The sequence below is a fragment of the Chitinophaga sancti genome (assembly GCF_034424315.1).
In the GTDB taxonomy this organism is placed as follows: Bacteria; Bacteroidota; Bacteroidia; order Chitinophagales; family Chitinophagaceae; genus Chitinophaga; species Chitinophaga sancti.
Genome location: NZ_CP139972.1, coordinates 4,354,918 through 4,371,550, shown reverse-complemented (window position 1 = coordinate 4,371,550; position 16,633 = coordinate 4,354,918). Strand labels below are relative to the sequence as shown.

At 38.2% G+C, this 16,633-nt stretch carries 14 protein-coding genes; 11 read left to right on the top strand and 3 right to left on the bottom strand.

Features of this window, described 5'->3' with window-relative positions; translation table 11 throughout:
• Positions 1 to 159: 159 nt before the first annotated feature.
• The 3 genes from U0033_RS16715 to U0033_RS16705 are packed head-to-tail and all read left to right on the top strand — an operon-like array spanning position 160 to position 4,737.
• Positions 160 to 1,839: an NAD(P)/FAD-dependent oxidoreductase gene (locus U0033_RS16715; protein ID WP_083571934.1), complete on the top strand. Its 1,680-nt coding sequence runs from the start codon at positions 160 to 162 to the stop codon at positions 1,837 to 1,839.
• 29 nt (positions 1,840 to 1,868) lie between these two features.
• The gene (locus U0033_RS16710) at positions 1,869 to 3,302 is read left to right on the top strand and encodes a hypothetical protein (protein ID WP_072366676.1); all 1,434 of its coding nucleotides are present in this window, start codon (positions 1,869 to 1,871) and stop codon (positions 3,300 to 3,302) included.
• The gene (locus U0033_RS16705) at positions 3,286 to 4,737 is read left to right on the top strand and encodes a hypothetical protein (protein WP_072366675.1); all 1,452 of its coding nucleotides are present in this window, start codon (positions 3,286 to 3,288) and stop codon (positions 4,735 to 4,737) included. The genes U0033_RS16710 and U0033_RS16705 overlap by 17 nt, the downstream gene beginning before the upstream one ends.
• Positions 4,738 to 4,739: 2 nt before the next feature.
• Here U0033_RS16705 and U0033_RS16700 read toward each other — a convergent pair whose 3' ends face one another.
• Both U0033_RS16700 and U0033_RS16695 read right to left on the bottom strand, forming a co-directional pair.
• Positions 4,740 to 5,654 (bottom strand): helix-turn-helix transcriptional regulator, encoded by a 915-nt coding sequence (locus U0033_RS16700; protein WP_072366673.1) that lies wholly within the window; start codon positions 5,652 to 5,654, stop codon positions 4,740 to 4,742.
• A 711-nt stretch (positions 5,655 to 6,365) separates the two neighbouring features.
• Positions 6,366 to 7,523, bottom strand: coding sequence for a hypothetical protein (locus U0033_RS16695; protein WP_072366671.1), 1,158 nt, complete (start codon positions 7,521 to 7,523; stop codon positions 6,366 to 6,368).
• A gap of 14 nt (positions 7,524 to 7,537) precedes the next feature.
• Between U0033_RS16695 and U0033_RS16690 the strand changes: the two genes are divergently transcribed.
• Both U0033_RS16690 and U0033_RS16685 read left to right on the top strand, forming a co-directional pair.
• Positions 7,538 to 7,864 carry a transposase gene (locus U0033_RS16690; RefSeq protein WP_072366377.1) on the top strand — a complete coding sequence of 109 codons (327 nt, stop codon included), beginning with the start codon at positions 7,538 to 7,540 and terminating at the stop codon, positions 7,862 to 7,864.
• Positions 7,848 to 8,783 carry an IS3 family transposase gene (locus U0033_RS16685; protein ID WP_322518471.1) on the top strand — a complete coding sequence of 312 codons (936 nt, stop codon included), beginning with the start codon at positions 7,848 to 7,850 and terminating at the stop codon, positions 8,781 to 8,783. Before U0033_RS16690 ends, U0033_RS16685 begins: the two co-directional genes overlap by 17 nt.
• A 293-nt stretch (positions 8,784 to 9,076) precedes the next feature.
• On the opposite strand, the gene U0033_RS16680 is transcribed toward U0033_RS16685, so the two are convergent.
• On the bottom strand, positions 9,077 to 9,967 hold the full coding sequence (locus tag U0033_RS16680; protein WP_245801752.1) for a PDDEXK nuclease domain-containing protein: 891 nt from the start codon (positions 9,965 to 9,967) through the stop codon (positions 9,077 to 9,079).
• A 379-nt stretch (positions 9,968 to 10,346) separates the two neighbouring features.
• Here U0033_RS16680 and U0033_RS16675 point away from each other — a divergent pair, with 379 nt between their 5' ends.
• From U0033_RS16675 to U0033_RS16650, 6 genes are all read left to right on the top strand, one after another.
• A complete protein-coding gene (locus U0033_RS16675; RefSeq protein ID WP_322518482.1) occupies positions 10,347 to 10,976 on the top strand; it encodes a Fic family protein in 630 nt (209 codons plus the stop codon).
• Positions 10,977 to 11,128: 152 nt separating this feature from the next.
• Positions 11,129 to 11,398, top strand: coding sequence for a DUF977 family protein (locus U0033_RS16670; RefSeq protein WP_245801754.1), 270 nt, complete (start codon positions 11,129 to 11,131; stop codon positions 11,396 to 11,398).
• Positions 11,399 to 11,496: 98 nt separating this feature from the next.
• Positions 11,497 to 14,475, top strand: coding sequence for a DEAD/DEAH box helicase (locus U0033_RS16665; RefSeq protein WP_072359651.1), 2,979 nt, complete (start codon positions 11,497 to 11,499; stop codon positions 14,473 to 14,475).
• 38 nt (positions 14,476 to 14,513) lie between these two features.
• Positions 14,514 to 15,131, top strand: a complete 618-nt coding sequence (locus U0033_RS16660; RefSeq protein ID WP_072359650.1) for a hypothetical protein — start codon at positions 14,514 to 14,516, stop codon at positions 15,129 to 15,131.
• Positions 15,086 to 15,691 (top strand): hypothetical protein, encoded by a 606-nt coding sequence (locus U0033_RS16655; RefSeq protein WP_143150687.1) that lies wholly within the window; start codon positions 15,086 to 15,088, stop codon positions 15,689 to 15,691. The genes U0033_RS16660 and U0033_RS16655 overlap by 46 nt, the downstream gene beginning before the upstream one ends.
• A 1-nt stretch (position 15,692) precedes the next feature.
• Positions 15,693 to 16,118: a hypothetical protein gene (locus U0033_RS16650; RefSeq protein ID WP_072359648.1), complete on the top strand. Its 426-nt coding sequence runs from the start codon at positions 15,693 to 15,695 to the stop codon at positions 16,116 to 16,118.
• Positions 16,119 to 16,633: the final 515 nt, after the last annotated feature.

Sequence of the window (16,633 nt, the reverse complement as noted above, 5' to 3'; positions counted from 1 at the left end):
GTGCGCGTAACCCAGAGCAGCCAATTAACCCGGGAAACATGATACAATCTTTAAATGAGAACTACATTTAAACGAGTTCATTGTAAGTGTCTTATTGAAATGTAGATCTGCCAACTTATTTTCTATTGTTGATTAGTTATACCCCATAATCCGCATTCCATGAGTAAAAAGGCTATTATTATCGGCGCAGGCCCGGCTGGTCTAACCGCAGCCTACGAATTCCTGACCAGAAGTGATATTATTCCGGTTGTATTAGAAAAATCCGGCGACATAGGCGGCATATCAAAGACGATTAACTATAAAGGAAATCGGATGGATATTGGCGGACATCGGTTTTTTTCCAAATCTGACAGAGTAATGAAATGGTGGCTGAATATCCTACCTGTAGTAACAGGGGGAGAAAGCGCGCATACCATTACTTATCAAAATAAAAGCAGGGTGGTGTACCATGAAGAAAACGGGATCACGACTGATCCTGATAAAGTCATGTTAGTAAGACCCAGGCTCTCAAGAATATACTTCCTCCGGAAGTTCTTTTCTTATCCGGTGCAGTTGTCTATAGATACCCTGATGAAACTGGGTGTTTTCCGTACTATTGGTATTTTGTTTTCTTATCTGAAAGCACAGATTTGGCCTAATAAACCTGAATTGACCTTAGAAGATTTTATGATCAATAGATTCGGGAAGATCTTGTATGGGTTGTTCTTTAAAGACTATACAGAAAAAGTATGGGGTGTTCCTTGTAATGAGATTCCAGCAGAATGGGGGGCGCAAAGAATAAAAGGGGTGAGCATTACCAAAGCTATTCAACATGCAGTGAAGTCACTAAAACCTAAGAAGGCAAGTGGTGATGTGTCGCAAAAGGATACGGAGACCAGTCTGATAGAGCAGTTCTTTTATCCTAAACTTGGCCCAGGTCAATTGTGGGAAGAAGTCGCTGCCAAAGTGAAAGTATTGGGTGGTGAGATACTGATGCACCAGGAAGTGGTGAAAGTAGATGTGGAAGGAGATCAGGCAAAGGCCATTACTATCAGGAATTCAAAAACAGGTGAAACACAGGTCATAGAAGGAGATTACTTTTTTAGCACCATGCCGGTGAAAGAACTGATTGCTGCAATAGGAGAGCAGGTACCAGAAAATGTACAATATATAGCCAGTAACTTACAGTATAGGGATTTTATTACTGTAGGCCTGTTGTTGAATAATATGTCTTATGCTGATAAAAGCACAGGGGAGATTAAACGCCTGGAACTAAAAGATACCTGGATCTACATCCAGGAACGAGACGTGAAAGTAGGCAGATTACAGATCTTTAATAACTGGAGCCCTTACCTGGTGGCAGATCCTAAAACTACCTGGGTAGGGATGGAATTCTTCTGTAATGATACCGATGATTTCTGGAAATTGCCAGATGAGAAAATAAAAGCGATTGCGATTAAAGAATTGCATAAGATAGGTCTGGCAACGGAGGAAAATGTGATAGATGGAACGGTATTAAGAGTGGAGAAAACATATCCTGCTTATTTTGGTGCCTATGAGCGCTTTAGTGAAATACGAACCTATGTAGATGGAATTAAGAATTTGTATTTAGTAGGTCGCAATGGCATGCATAAATATAATAATGCGGACCACTCCATGTTAACCGCTATTACCGCTGTGGATAATATACTGAATGGAATAGAGGACAAAGATAATATCTGGGCGATTAATACAGAGCAGGATTATCATGAAGAAAAGAAGAATGATGATAGTAATGGAGAGCGGGGAGTGAAAGTAGAACCGACGCCTGAAGTTGTTGAGACTTCGGAGAGTAAAAAAAAACTGAGCTACACCCCTTAGTTAAATTCTCATTATACGGAAAGGGAAAGATGTGGTTATTGGCGGCGATCATTAGTATGGTCGTTTGCTTCCTGGGTTTTAAATTCCTATACCCACACCCAGATTTCTCCAATGATTCTTATAGTTACATAGGCATCGCAGCTGCTAACGATAATGCCAGTGTTCGTCCTATCGGGTATTCTAAGTTTCTACGCTTAGTGAGTGTATTCAGTACCTCCGATGTGGTAACTACTGGGATACAATATTTTTTAATTGAGTTAAGTGCATTTTACCTTTTTATATCATTGATCTATTGGATCAAGATGCGGAAGGCAATTTCGGTGCTCTTGTTTGTATTCCTCATCGTCAATCCTGCCACCCTGTTTATGGCGAATTACATCAGTGCGGATGGTGTGTTTTCAGCATTGAGTTTAATGTGGATCACCAATTTATTCTGGATCCTGTTGCGCCCTGGTAAATGGGATCTTTGGATTTCATTGGGGCTATTGTTCGTCATTTTATGGTTTAGATATAATGCGCTCTATTATCCCTTTGTCGCCACTTTCGTATATATTATCTCCCCATATGGACACAAAATGAAAATATTCTCAGTGGCCGGTGGCTTAATGGTCGCTGCGCTGGTATACTTACTCGTAACGAATTCCTATGAAAAGAAACTCCATGTCAGCAACTTCTCTCCATTTGGAGGCTGGCAGTTAGCCAACAATGCCTTGCAAATGTATGCCTATAAAACAGGTGCTCATACACCTATGCCAACAGTAGAGACACAAAAAGTAGAGTTGATCGCCCAGCGCTATTTTGATACGATACCTCAAAGGATGAAGTATCCGCCCATCATTGCCACTGACTATATGTGGAATGAATCCGGCCCATTGAAACAGTACTGGTACCAATATATAAAAGAACACCAGGTGAAGGATTCCATAAAGGCATGGTATGCCATCGGATCTACCTTTGCAGAGTATGGACAGACCCTCATTAAAAAATACCCCCTGGATTTCTTCAATCATTTCATTAGACCCAATTCCAAAGGATTTATCAATCCTCCATTGGAAGCGTTTACTACCTATAACTTAGGGATGGATAGTGCAAAAACGGATGCAAAACTATGGTTCGATTATAAGACCAATAAAGTGACGAGTGTGTTTAATCAATACCAGGAGACCTTATTACAACCCTTTGCCGCCGTATTTGGTATCTGTAATTTGTTATTGCTCTGCTTTGCCCCCTGGGGAATTATTAAAGTATTGAAGGGTCAATTGCCCGCTGCACTCCGGAAAATTATGATAGGGGCTTATTTTTTCCTGCTGGCCAACTTTGCATTTAGTATCGTATCAGCACCGGTGGTGTTCAGATACCAATACTTTCCACTACTGCTTTCTTTCTCATTGAGCCTGATCATGCTGAATGCTGCCATATCGGGTCTCCGGTTTAAAAAATCATCTCATGGCATTGATAGATAACCATAAAACACCTGCTTATCTCAGGCAGCCGCAGATTTGGCTGGGCATCGCATTGCTGCTGTCTTTCTTACTATTTAAGCGACTGTACACAGCTGCCAGTTTTATTCCTGACTCCTATTCTTATATAGCAGCGGCGTATCATAATATGAAGATCAATATCTGGCCCATCGGATATTCGAAAGTATTGAGATTTGTCAGCGTATTCACCCACTCACAATTGGTATTGGTATGGGTGCAGTATCTATCACTGCAACTGGCTTTGTTTTACCTGATAAACCGGATACTGAAAATTAGTGTCGTGAATCGCTATACGAAATTCCTGATCATTGCGGCTATGTTTAACCCTATTGTGTTTTACATTTCCAATATGATTACCAGCGATGCCTTTTTCATCGCACTCAGTATCGTCTGGTTTGCGCAGTTATTAGATATCATCTTCTTTTTTAAGACCCGGACTTTATGGACACATGTATTGGTCCTGGCTTTGGTGTTTACCTTTAGATATAACGGATTCTTTTATCCCATAATCAGTATTGGCATCATCCTGTTTTCAGCTGCCAGCCGCAAAGCAAAGCTAGCGACCATATGCGGGATCCTGTTCGCCATTGGTGCATTTATTATCAATACGACAGATCAGTATAAAGAAAAGACAAACACAGAACAGTTCTCTGCATTTGGGGGATGGCAACTGGCGGCTAATTCCTTATATATGTATTCACACTTACCCCAGGAAAGCGGAAAGGATATGCCAGCTAATCTCCAGGTATTGCATACGATGGTCAATAAGCACCTGGATTCTTTGAACCGGTTACACAGCAGACCTGACTCATTATTGGGCATCTATTACCTGTGGGATGAGAAAGCCCCCTTAAAAAGCTATCTCAGAACGGTGTGGCAAAAAGACACCACGACAGATTATTTTATAAAGTATGCTTCCATGGGCAACGTATTCCGGAGATATGGACAATATTTAATATCACATCACCCGCTGGAATATTTTAGATACTTTATTGTACCCAATTTTAAGGCTTTTTATGTACCACCACCAGAATTTTTATCAACCTTTAATATGGGCAGTGATAAGGTGGATACCCTTGCACAGGTCTGGTTTGATTTAAATTCAAAACAGGTGCAATTTCCAAAAGTGGATTATGGCATGTTACCCATTAAATTAATGCCGATTGCATTCGCTTTAGTAAATTGTTTTTACCTGGCTTCCTGCCTGGGCTTCTTTTACCTCTTTGGATTATTTGGATGGACGAATCTGCATAAGCTGATTTATTTAACATTGCTGATTGCAGGGATCAACATGGTATTTAGTATCACGGCATCGCCTATTGTATTGAGGTATCAGATATTCCCTTTGTTTGTATTTTCTTTAACGGCCTTTGTGGTGTTTGATAAAGTGCTCAGTAATAGTCCGGATAATGGGTAGCGTTATTTCCTAAATTCATGTGGCTGCTGCCGGAATTGCTTGAAGAAGTTTCTCGAGAAATTAGTGGCCTGGTTATACCCCAGGTAATCTGATATTTCGTTTACAGACATCTCTGTCTCTATCAATAGTTGTTTGGCCTTGTTCATGAGCTGTACATGCAGAAATTGCGTGAGGGTGATGCCGTAGGCGGATTTAAAGCCCCTGGATAAGGTAGATCGGTTGCTTAAATATTCCTTTGCTAATCGCGAGTAATGGAAATCCTTGATATTCGGTTTTTCGATGATCCGCTCTTTGATCTCATCCAGCATGTTTTGGATAGAGGTTTGATTTTTAGCACTGGGGTCTGAGTGATCTGGTTTGGAGCAGAGGGAAATAATGTCTATGATGAGGGAGAGGATCTTTAGCCTGAGTTGTACCGGGTTGGAGTCGGGGTTTAGGATGGTATTTAGTTTAGAACTGATGAGTTTATGAGGTGCCAGTTGGCCCTGAACCAGGGAATCTGCGCTGATATGATTGCCGATCAATTGTTCCAGGAAAGGTTTTTCGATGGTGAATAAGTGGAGAAGGATCCCTTCTTTGAGAGAAACGTTGAACTCGCTGGAGGAGGTGAAGAGGATCTTTTTTGTTTTCAGATCGTTGTTGTACCATTGAAGGGAGTGGCATTCGGTGTAGATCTGGACAATCATGCTCTGGGAGGGGTTATGTAAGCGGATGGTCTGGGGTTGATCCTCCCTGGTATATGATACATAATTGTTGTAATAGAAATGGGGGCTGCCGAAATATTGCACTAAAATGGATTTGGAATGATCGGAATAGAGTTCTTTGGCGGTCCAGTCAAGGAGGTAAGGGGTAAAGTAGGTGGGGATAGGGGTGGTACTGGAGTGTTTTTCGACGTTGGTAATGGTGAGGGTGCCCATGGGTAATGGTTTAGAAAATTAGGAACTTGTGCGTTTGTAAATTAGGGATTTTCATTGCGCAGGAATTGCAGTTGGGGAATAGGGAGGATTTGGGGGAATGAAATTTGGGGGTTATTTTCTTTAATTCGGGGGTGCTGAATAGGTTTCCTATCCAATTACATCCCATTTTAGAATTATACACGCTTAGCTATTAATTATATCTCAATACCAATTATTTAGTTGATCATCAGGTCTGTTCACTATTACCGTCAAATAGTCTTCTATGACTAGCCGGAATAGAACTATTGTAAATGTAAATTCAGAATAACCGTGTTATCCTAAGTGATATATTGACGTATGGAGCTATTTGCATAATTGTAACGGAACCAAGTAATCTAGCATAGGGCTAACAAATAGACCAAACCGATTTTCTTATAGAAAGCATAGTAGATTTTAATATACTCTACATTGTTGTGGAGCGGAATATGATATCTAAATTGGTAGACGTGACGGACTCGAAATCTTGTTTTGAAAACGGAGTGCAGGTTCGATTCCTGTTCTGGGTACTCATGGCCTTATAAGTCGTTGACCTATAAGGATTTTTAAATTTTATTAAGTGTCAAAACATCTCGCATTATTGGAGCTTTATTACCTAAGGATATACACTTAAAATCTCCCAATTACAATCACATTCTTTGTTATAAGAATAAGCCACTTATATTTTGCAAATTATTAACTAACAGGATAATCAGATTCTTTGTCATGGTAGTCAATACTTCCAATATTATACGTCCCTTTTCGCTTTATAAGTGAATAGGAAATTTCTTCTCTAACATCTGTTGAATCTAAAACTTCATGGCGGTTAATAATAACATGATATTGAGGTACTATTTTAACTATAAGGGTACCTGAGTCTGTAAAATCCCGAGATAGTAATTTCCAATTTAGTTTTATTTCGGCTTCAACGGCAATAGCTGGTTGAATGTAAAAACTACCAGTTACAAAACTATCACCTTGTACTAAAATCTTCTTCCTTGGTTCAATATATAAATGAGAATTTGAGTTTCTATATCCCTTTATATCATTATGAAAATCTGGGTTGAATAAAACGTTTCCACGTTCTGGCTCAGCTTTTTCAAAAAAACCTTCTAATGATAATTCTATTTTATAATCTTCAACAACGGCCTGACCTATATTGGAAACCAGTAATTCCAACCAACAGAGTTGTTCCCAATCAATTGTGTTAGATAATAACAAAGTGCTTCTAAATATGGAATTGTATCCCGGCTGCATCATTTTATTAATATCACTCTGAAGCAAGTTTGCCAATGATGATGTATAAGGATTGATATCAGGAGCCGTGTTATTTGTTGGAGGGATTATATATCTATCAACCGTTTTTTGGAATTTAGGATGATAAGTCATCTCAACACTGCCATCTTTGAATGTAACGCTTAATTGTTTAATGCGATGAAAACCTTCATTCTTTACATACCAATTATAAACAGTTTCAAACTCTGGTATTTTCCGTTCAAAAAATTCCCAAAAACAAATTTGTATAGTGAATAGCCCAACTTTAACATGCTCCATGCTTTGCAACCTTACAAATTCTTCAATTGCTTTATCCTTTGGCAAGGATGTCGCAATTATCAACTTTTTCAAAGCTGGCTTAAATTTTTTCGCCTTTTCTATCTCACTTTGAACATCTATATTGGAAATTCTATTTGGTGATCCATCTATAAGGTTCAGCTTCCTGTTCTTACACTGAATACCAGAAAAAGCAGTCCCCCCATCAATTGGGCCATATATATCAACTCCATCCTGTCCCTGACTATTGTCGGAGTATAATACTCCCCTAAAAACGGACAGTAAGTTTAAGTGGAAAAACATCTTAAATTTACAATATGAACAAGGGAAGAAGAAAGTTCAATGCAGCGTTTAAAGCGAAAGTAGCTATCGAAGCCTTAAAGGAACAGCTGACCTTAGCAGAGCTGGCCGAGAAGTATGATATACATCCTACTCAGATAACTGAGTGGAAGAAGCAACTGCTTTCAGGGTCAGAGGATGTGTTTGACCAGGGAAAGAAGGCAGGTAGCGATGCCTCAGATCATCAGGAAGAAAAAGACGAACTATATAAGCAAATCGGTCAACTCAAGGTAGAGGTCGACTGGTTGAAAAAAAAATCTGAGCAGGCATTTGGGAAAAACTGGAAAGATGGCTTTAGTAAATAAGGAGGACAGTGAGCTCAGTATTGTACGTCAGTGTCAATTGCTGGAAGTATCTCGTAGCAGCCATTACCATGAGCCCAAAGGAGAAAGCAAATTAAACCTGGAGCTGATGGAGCAGATAGACCGTATGCATTTGGAACATCCCTATTTTGGGGCAGAGCGCATGGCAAAACATCTGAGTACACCAGAGCTACATGTTAATGTGAAGCGGATAAGGCGATTGATGCGGAAAATGGATATTTCGGCCATATATCCCGCCCCTAATACAAGTGAGGCATGTAAGTGGCACAAAACATATCCATACCTGCTTCGGAACCTGAAAATAGACCGGAATAATATGGTTTGGAGTATGGATATAACTTATATTCCAATGCCGAAGGGTTTTATGTACCTGTGTGCGATTATAGACTGGAATAGCCGCTATCTGTTATCCTGGACACTCAGCAATACCATGACAGTGGAATTTTGTCTGGAAGCGCTTGAAAAGGCCATTTCTATTTATGGAGCACCAGAGATCTTAAATACGGATCAGGGCAGCCAGTTTACAAGTGAAGACTTTACAACAGCTGTATTAAGTGCTGAAATTCGCCTAAGCATGGATGGAGTAGGACGAGCCACAGACAATATCACAATCGAGCGATTTTGGCGTAGCATCAAGTATGAGAATATCTATCTCAATGCTTATGATAGTACGCTGGATTTATACAAGGGAATTCACAGGTATGTGGAATTCTACAACTGGGAACGAAAACATCAAGGCCTGGAATATAAGACTCCTGCTGAGGTTTATGGAGCAGCTGATAAGTTATCCACATATCCACAGATATCAACAAAAAGAAAAAAAGAACCAAAAAAAGAAAAAGGTTATAATAGTAGTAATAGATTTGATTCTTTAATTAATAATTCACCTATTGCTGTCTAATAAATGGGGAGTATATAAGAGTTAAATTCGATCTCGTGTGGAATCATCCATATCTCTCCCCAAAGCTTTAGGCATAAAGTTTCGAAGTCCTGCCAATTTTTGGGAGCGTGCAAATTTAAGGGTGCTATCATAACATATGATGTGATTACGCGACTTTATGAATTTTAAATAACTTTCAAAAATTGAATTCCAGACTATTCTCCATTTCCTCTATAGTAGGTAACTGTGATTTTAAATTTTCAGGAATACTTTCGGATAACTCAAAGGCACTAACTCCAATGGGCTTATTCATATCACGAAGTGTATTCAACTTCAATTTTATCCTTCATTCTACATAAAATGATTCCTATTGATTCTTTATCAGTTGGATGTTTCAATTGACTATCTACAGCAGATAGATAAAAATTCAATTTCCCAGCATATTCTGGTTTAAATTTCCCAGCTTTTAATTCTATTACTACATAACATCTAAGATGCAAATGATAAAATAGTAAATCCAGAAAATAATCTGCTTCATTTATCTCCAATTTGTATTGACGCCCCACAAATGCAAACCCCTTTCCGAGTTCCAGCATAAAATCTGTTATCCTTTGGGTCAATGCTTTCTCAATTTCTCGTTCCTGTGCATCATCTTCCAATCCTAAGAAATCAAAATGATATGGATCTTTAATATTTTCTATTGCCAGGTCAGATTGCGGTTTGGGAAGCGTTACCTTAAAATTGTTATCTGCCTTCCCTAATTTTAAATGGTAACTTCTATTAATATTTACTTCAAGTGTATCACGGGACCAACCGTTTTTATGAGTGTAGTTTGCATAAATAATGGCAATATCTATTTCTTTTACCTTGGAAATCAGTAGTCTTTGATATGACCATGGTAATTGTGCCACAGCTTGTGGCACAAATTCAAATTGCTTTGAAAAGAACAGATACCATTGTCTTATTGTATATAAATTCCTACGGGAGAAGCCATTTATTTGCGGAAAACTTAATTTCAAGTCAATTGCCAGCTGTTGAAGAAAGTTGTCTCCCCACTTAAAATCTTTTTGACGTGCCACAATTTCACGCCCTAATTCCCAATAAAGTTCAATCAAAACAATGTTGAAATTCTTAGCAGCCCTTAATTGGGCCTGCTGTACTTTAATTTTAATTTGCGAAAGCCACGCTTGGTATTCCTTATTCATAATTAATCAAACAATTGGATGAATTCTGCAAAATTAATCCTCTGAAGATTTCGGCCAGTTAATCCAATGTTAAACTCCATGAAAAGTATCAAGACATCTAAGTTTCACTAAATAATTCTTGATAATCAATAACATTTGGTTCGAAAATACTCCGCTACTGGGCACTTTAAATAGGAAACCCGCTCTAAGAGTGGGTTTCCTATTTAATAACAATTTACTCCACTATTTAATTCTTTGTTTTTTATAAACATATGGGTTAGAAGTTCCTCTTTCCCATTCCATATATCACCTCAGCCTCAATATTTAATCAAATTCCCATACTATTTTCGGGTATTTATGGATAATTTTATGGGTATCCAACAATTATATGGGTAGTTTTATGGGTATGATAAATTCCGCTTCACTAACTATAACGCCAAAATTACTTTCACTAATAGCTGAAATAGATGAGTTCAAAGGAGCATGGCGTGCTTTGGGGCAACTTGCCCCTGAACAACTTTCTTCCTTAAAAAAAGTTGCTACAATTGAAAGTATCGGATCATCAACTCGTATTGAGGGAAGTAAACTTACTGATAAACAAGTAGAAGCCCTCCTATCCAATCTTGAAATACAAAAGTTTACAACAAGAGATGAACAGGAAGTAGCAGGTTACTCAACTGTTATGAATTTGCTCTTTCAGAGTTATACTGAAATCCCGCTCTCTGAAAACTATATTCAGCAAATGCATTCACTATTATTAAAACATAGTGAAAAAGATAATTGGCATCGGGGAAGTTATAAGAAATCACCTAATCATGTAGAAGCCTTTGATAGCACTGGTAAATCTATCGGAGTTGTACTTGAAACATCAAACCCTTTTAAGACACCGATTCGTATGCAGGATTTAATTGAATGGGCAACAGATGCCTATGCGACAAAAAACCTGCACCCGCTATTAGTCACTGCAATGGTTATTGTCGAGTTTCTTGCAATACTTCCTTTCCCGGATGGAAACGGAAGGCTTTCCTGAATATTGACAACATATCTCCTGCTGAAGGAAGGATATCATTATGTTCCTTATAGTTCTCTTGAGGCAGTGATCGAACAACGCAAGGAAGGGTATTATCTTGCATTACGGCAAACACAGGGAACACTAAAAAGTGAAAGTCCTGATTGGCAACCATGGCTGCTATTTTTCTTCGTGCTTTACAACGACAAAAGAGACGGCTGGAAGCAAAGGTTGAGAAGGAAAATCTGCTCCTTATGCAACTTCCTGAATTATCCCTTCAGATATTACAATTGGTGCAATCCAGAGGGAAAGCAACTATCAGTGACATTGTTACTATAACCAATGCAAATCGCAATACCGTTAAAAAACATTTAGAGATGTTGGTTGAGACAAAGCGTCTTCAGAAAAATGGAATTGGAAAAGGTACCTGGTACACTATCTAACCCATTTCATATGAGCTAATAATAGGCGAAAAAGATACCCTTATAATTTTCACATCGTGTCTTTTTCGCCTTTAAACCAACCCATAAAGCGATCTACTATGATCCCTGAATATAATATAAGCCTTTTCACTGCACTCTTCAAAGGCAGGCAAGATGTTTTCGCATTATACTGGGAAAACGGTATTAAAACCGGCTATATGCCGGCTTATAATTTTGATCCATACCGGTATAAAGTGCACAAAATGAAAGGCGGTACGCTTAGTAATTTTCCGGAAAAAACATACCAACCATTAACAGAAGCACAGATATATAAACATTTAAACGGAAGCCACCTTATTGGTCTCTATCCCTTATTAACAGATGATACATCGTGGTTCATAGTCGCAGATTTTGACGAAGAAACTTGGATAGATGATAGTCGCAAGTTTGTGGCCTTTTGTCAGAAAAAAGAAATTCCAGCTTACCTGGAACGCTCTCGTTCTGGAAATGGCGCGCATGTCTGGGTATTTTTTGAGCAGGCCTATCCGGCAATGAAGAGCCGGAAAATAATGCTTTCATTACTAATAGAAGCTCGTATCATATCAACATTCGATAAAAATTCCAGTTTTGACAGACTATTTCCTAACCAGGATTCACTTTCCGGAAAACCACTTGGTAACCTAATCGCACTTCCTTTTTATAAACCGACCATGGATAATGGGAATAGTTGCTTCGTTGCTCCCGAAACAATGGAACCGTATCCAGACCAATGGCAATTTCTTACTACCATACAAAAAGCGCGTATAGCTACCCTGGATAATTTGTATGCTAAGTCAAACCTTTCTGAACCATCAATAAATACACTGCCTAATCAAGGCTTAACTATATATTTAAATAATGTAATCACTATTGCAAGAAATGGCCTGCCTGTTATTCTGATCAGCTATTTACGAGAAGAGCTGAATATTGCTAACACAGAATTCTTTATCCGGCAGAAGACAGGCAAAAGCACATATAAAAGCAAGCGCTATTTTAAATTCATTGAAGAAACAAGCGATCATATTATTATTCCCCGTGGCTTTATAAGAAACCTTCTTGATTTTTGTAAGAACAAAAATATCGTTTATAAATTAGAAGATCAACGTAAACAACAACCTAACCAGCTTTATCGTTTTGAGGCAACATTGCGGGATTATCAGCAAATTGGTGTTTTCACAACAGAAAATAAGCATATAGGGGTAATAGTGGCACCTCCTGGTTCTGGTAAAACCTTAATAGGATTAAAAATAATTGCCAATAAACAGCAACCGGCGCTAATTGTAGTTCATAGAAAGCAGTTAATGGAACAGTGGGCAGAACGAATCACTACTTTTCTAGGCATTCCGGATCACGAGATTGGGAAAATCGGACAGGGAAAGTATAAGCCAGGAAAGCTAATAACATTGGCAACGATTCAAAGCCTTGCAAAAGCTATATCCAATGAATCTAATCAGGATCTTACCAGCTCATTCGGAACGATATTGATTGATGAATGTCACCATATTCCTGCCGAAACGTACCATGCTACCATCCAGCAATTCAAAAGCTATTACCAGTATGGACTTACTGCGACTCCTTTCCGTAAATACAGCGATGGTAAACTTATCTTCATCCATTTAGGTGAAGTTATTGCAGAAATCGACAGCCATCAGGTAACTAGCGCTCCTCAGGCAACAATAATTATTAGAGACACATCTCTAAATGTACCCTTTAACCAGAAAACTGACCGGTTTGAAACCTTGTCTAAAATCCTGGTACATGATTCAACAAGAAACAATCTGATCTTAAAAGATATAATCAAAGAGCTTAGTAGCGGGAAACGTATGGTGGTGCTAACTGAACGTAAAGAACATATTGATTCATTGTATCAATATCTGAAACAATCATATGAAGCAATTACATTAAGTGGAGAGGATAGTGCAACCAGTCGTGATACCAAATGGAAACTACTAAAATCCGGAAATTACCAGGTATTGATAACCACAGGACAGTTCTTTGGAGAAGGTTCCGATTTGAACAATGCTACGTGCCTCTTCCTTGTCTATCCATTCTCATTTGAAGGAAAGCTCATTCAATATATTGGCCGGGTACAACGATCAGAAATAGCTCCTGTCATTTATGACTACCGGGATATTAGAATTGATTACCTGAATAAACTATTTTTAAAACGAAATACCTATTACAGAAAGCTAATTAAACAGAGATCGTTGTTTGATGATCCAGTCGAAGAAATTACGCCAGTAACTACAAGTAACACACTTACTATAGAGAAAGAAGTTAAGGTACCTATGGATTCACTCGAATTCAAATACGGTGCTATTGGGTTCTCTTATATTTATAAGGAACCAGATGAGAAACTTGAATTTGAAATAGCGCATGAAGATATCAGACCAGAATTTGACGTATTGAAGCCTTATTTCATTAAAGTACTAAAAAGCAGAAACATTATGGCCTCCATATTTGCGGAACTGGAAAATGGAACGCTGGTATCACAATCCGCAGATTCAGCCGACATAAAGAGAATCAATAAAGAAATCATTGAGGGGGTGCGATTCAGATTTGTGACAAAAGTAATCCTCAATAAGTCTTCTTTACCTGAACGAAATGTATTGGATATAACTCAGCTACAAAACGGACACCCTCTTTATGAATCCGGGGAGGAATTGATTGCAGATATATTAAGGAATCCCCAATTTAAGCATCATCAACAACTTCGCTATTTGGCAGAAAAGCATGCCGGACATATATTGAAAATCCGCTTTGTTCTTCAACCATTCTCCTTTGTATTTCTGATAGAAGGAGAGGAAATGTACCACCTGATATTAGAAACTCTGGATACAGAGGAAGCCAGTTATATCTGGTATTTCGAAAAGCAGCGGTCGCTACTGCCAATGTATTTAAAAGACTTAGACAAGCAGCTGGATATTATCAGGCAACAAGGCAGACAAGCCTTCATCAACGCTGCTCCAGAAAATTTTAGCCGGATTGTTCATGACTATAGCAACGAACAGAAAGGCTTCATTACCTGGAAGTTTATGTTGGAAGAACGTCTGATTTAGTAACTTACAATTCATATCATTCACAAATCTCTGAAAATATGAGTAAAAGTGAAAAAAGGAGATACTTAAGGAATGCACCTATTCCTTTCCCTCTTGAAAATTATACAGCACAGCTGAAGATGATAATGGAAAAAAATCCTTCCAGCCCTGCTCATAGTTTCCTGGATGAACTTATTCAGCGTGACCGATCAATTGCTTATGAAATGATAGCCCGGTTTGTTCCAATGGAAACGACTGCTGAAATACTCACCTTTTTGAAGGCCTTTATTGCGGAAGAAAAAAAGGGGGACGATTATATTAGCGATGATGGTCAGGATGCAGTTGAGAAGATTGCGAGAAGCCTTCTGGAGAGAGGAAGAGAATCAATCAATGCAAAAAACTACCTTACCGCTGCGGAAACTGCCTTTGCTATTATTCTCGCGATTGAGCCCGAACTTTGTATGGTGTTAGATGAGGGTTGGACTTATCAAATGATTCTTATTGAATCCTTCGAATATTTAGATCAGATCGGCAAACTGCCGCTAAGTCCGGATGTATTTGATTTATTACTGCAACAGACTATTAAACACTTCAAAAGCATACGTGACGAAGATCGGTATGTCGATGATAAATGGAAAACATTAATGCTTACATTCAAAAATGGATGTACACATTAATCATGAATGCGTATAGAGATGCTGCTAAAAATATACAGATGCAAGGAGATAAAATCCAATCATTCAAAATTCATTCCAGTACTATCGTCGATTTTAATAGAATGCTGATCACAGGCTCTTGTTCTGATAGGGAGGGATTGGGAATTGCGGTTACGGAGCTACTATATGACCTATTGGCGGAATGGTCTGGGTATAACCAAACGTTACAACAGTGGACTCATGCCGAATGGAAGGATATGGGTATTATGCTGTTTATTCATGTGTATAATGAACCTGCATCCATTATGCTTCAAATTGGTATCAACTGGGAGGGAATCTATTTGCAAATGACCATTGAGGAGCAGGAGGCCTTTATGATTTCACTGCCGGATAATGTAAAAACATACCTTTTAGCATTGCCTCAATTAGGCAAATTTGAGATTAGTGACGATAATAATGATTTCCTTCTAATGTGGACATTTGAGAATTATTCTATAATCGATATCGTTACCAATGGCTGTACTGCTTTCTCACTGATGTATTCACTTTGCCTGGAACTTAACAAGTTTGAAAATAAATGACATGAGTAATAGATTTAAGAAAAGCGAAGAAAGGATTGAACAGATATTTAAAAATAGTTTTGAAGACACTTCCAGACGAATTGAAACACTTTTGTTTTACAAGTCATACCTGGAATCAAACTTGAAGTTTCCCCTTGACATTACTGGAATTGAAGATTTTGACTGGGAAGAGTTTTACTTATTAGGTCCAGGAGAAAAAGAGGAATACGAAATATTAAAGAAAACTCGCCCGTCTTATACTGGCATATTCAAAATGACAAGTTTTGATTCCTATTATGATGAAGACTATGGATTATTTGCAAAAGTGACAAGGATTTCTGATAAGAAACGGTTCAAGCTACCCCTGGCAGATATGAAGGCCCTAGATAAAAAATCGTTGGAATATCAGCTACTTGAAGACTATTCCATATGGGTCATTAATTATTAGAAGAATGTCTGATTTACGAAATTGAGGATACATTTACTATTACCACTGGTGTAATTTATTAATAATCAATATAATTTGGTTCGAAAACGCCCCGCTACCGGGCACGGAAAAAATGGCGAAACGCCGGGGGAATATCCTTCGCGATTTTTGTTTGTTCATTTTCAGAATCAGTTTGAAAAGAGAGCAATCATGTGATTATTCTTTCATCACTCTCTGAAATTCATCCCCAATGGTAATGGTTATAGGTAAGATGATTTTATGTTTTTCTTTCCGGTTGGTTGAAGCAATCACTTTTTTAAAATGCTTCATCAAAATATCTTGTTGCGCTTTTCGACGATAACATCAGTCATTAAAATAGAATATAATTCTTCTTTCATATTATTGTCGAATTAATGCAATAGTCAATATTATTGCATGATTAATGCAATATGCCATTAAATTGTACAAAAAAATGCAATAGAACCTTCTGCAGATATATGAATTATCGTTTTAAAACTTTCATTTACTTTATAAGA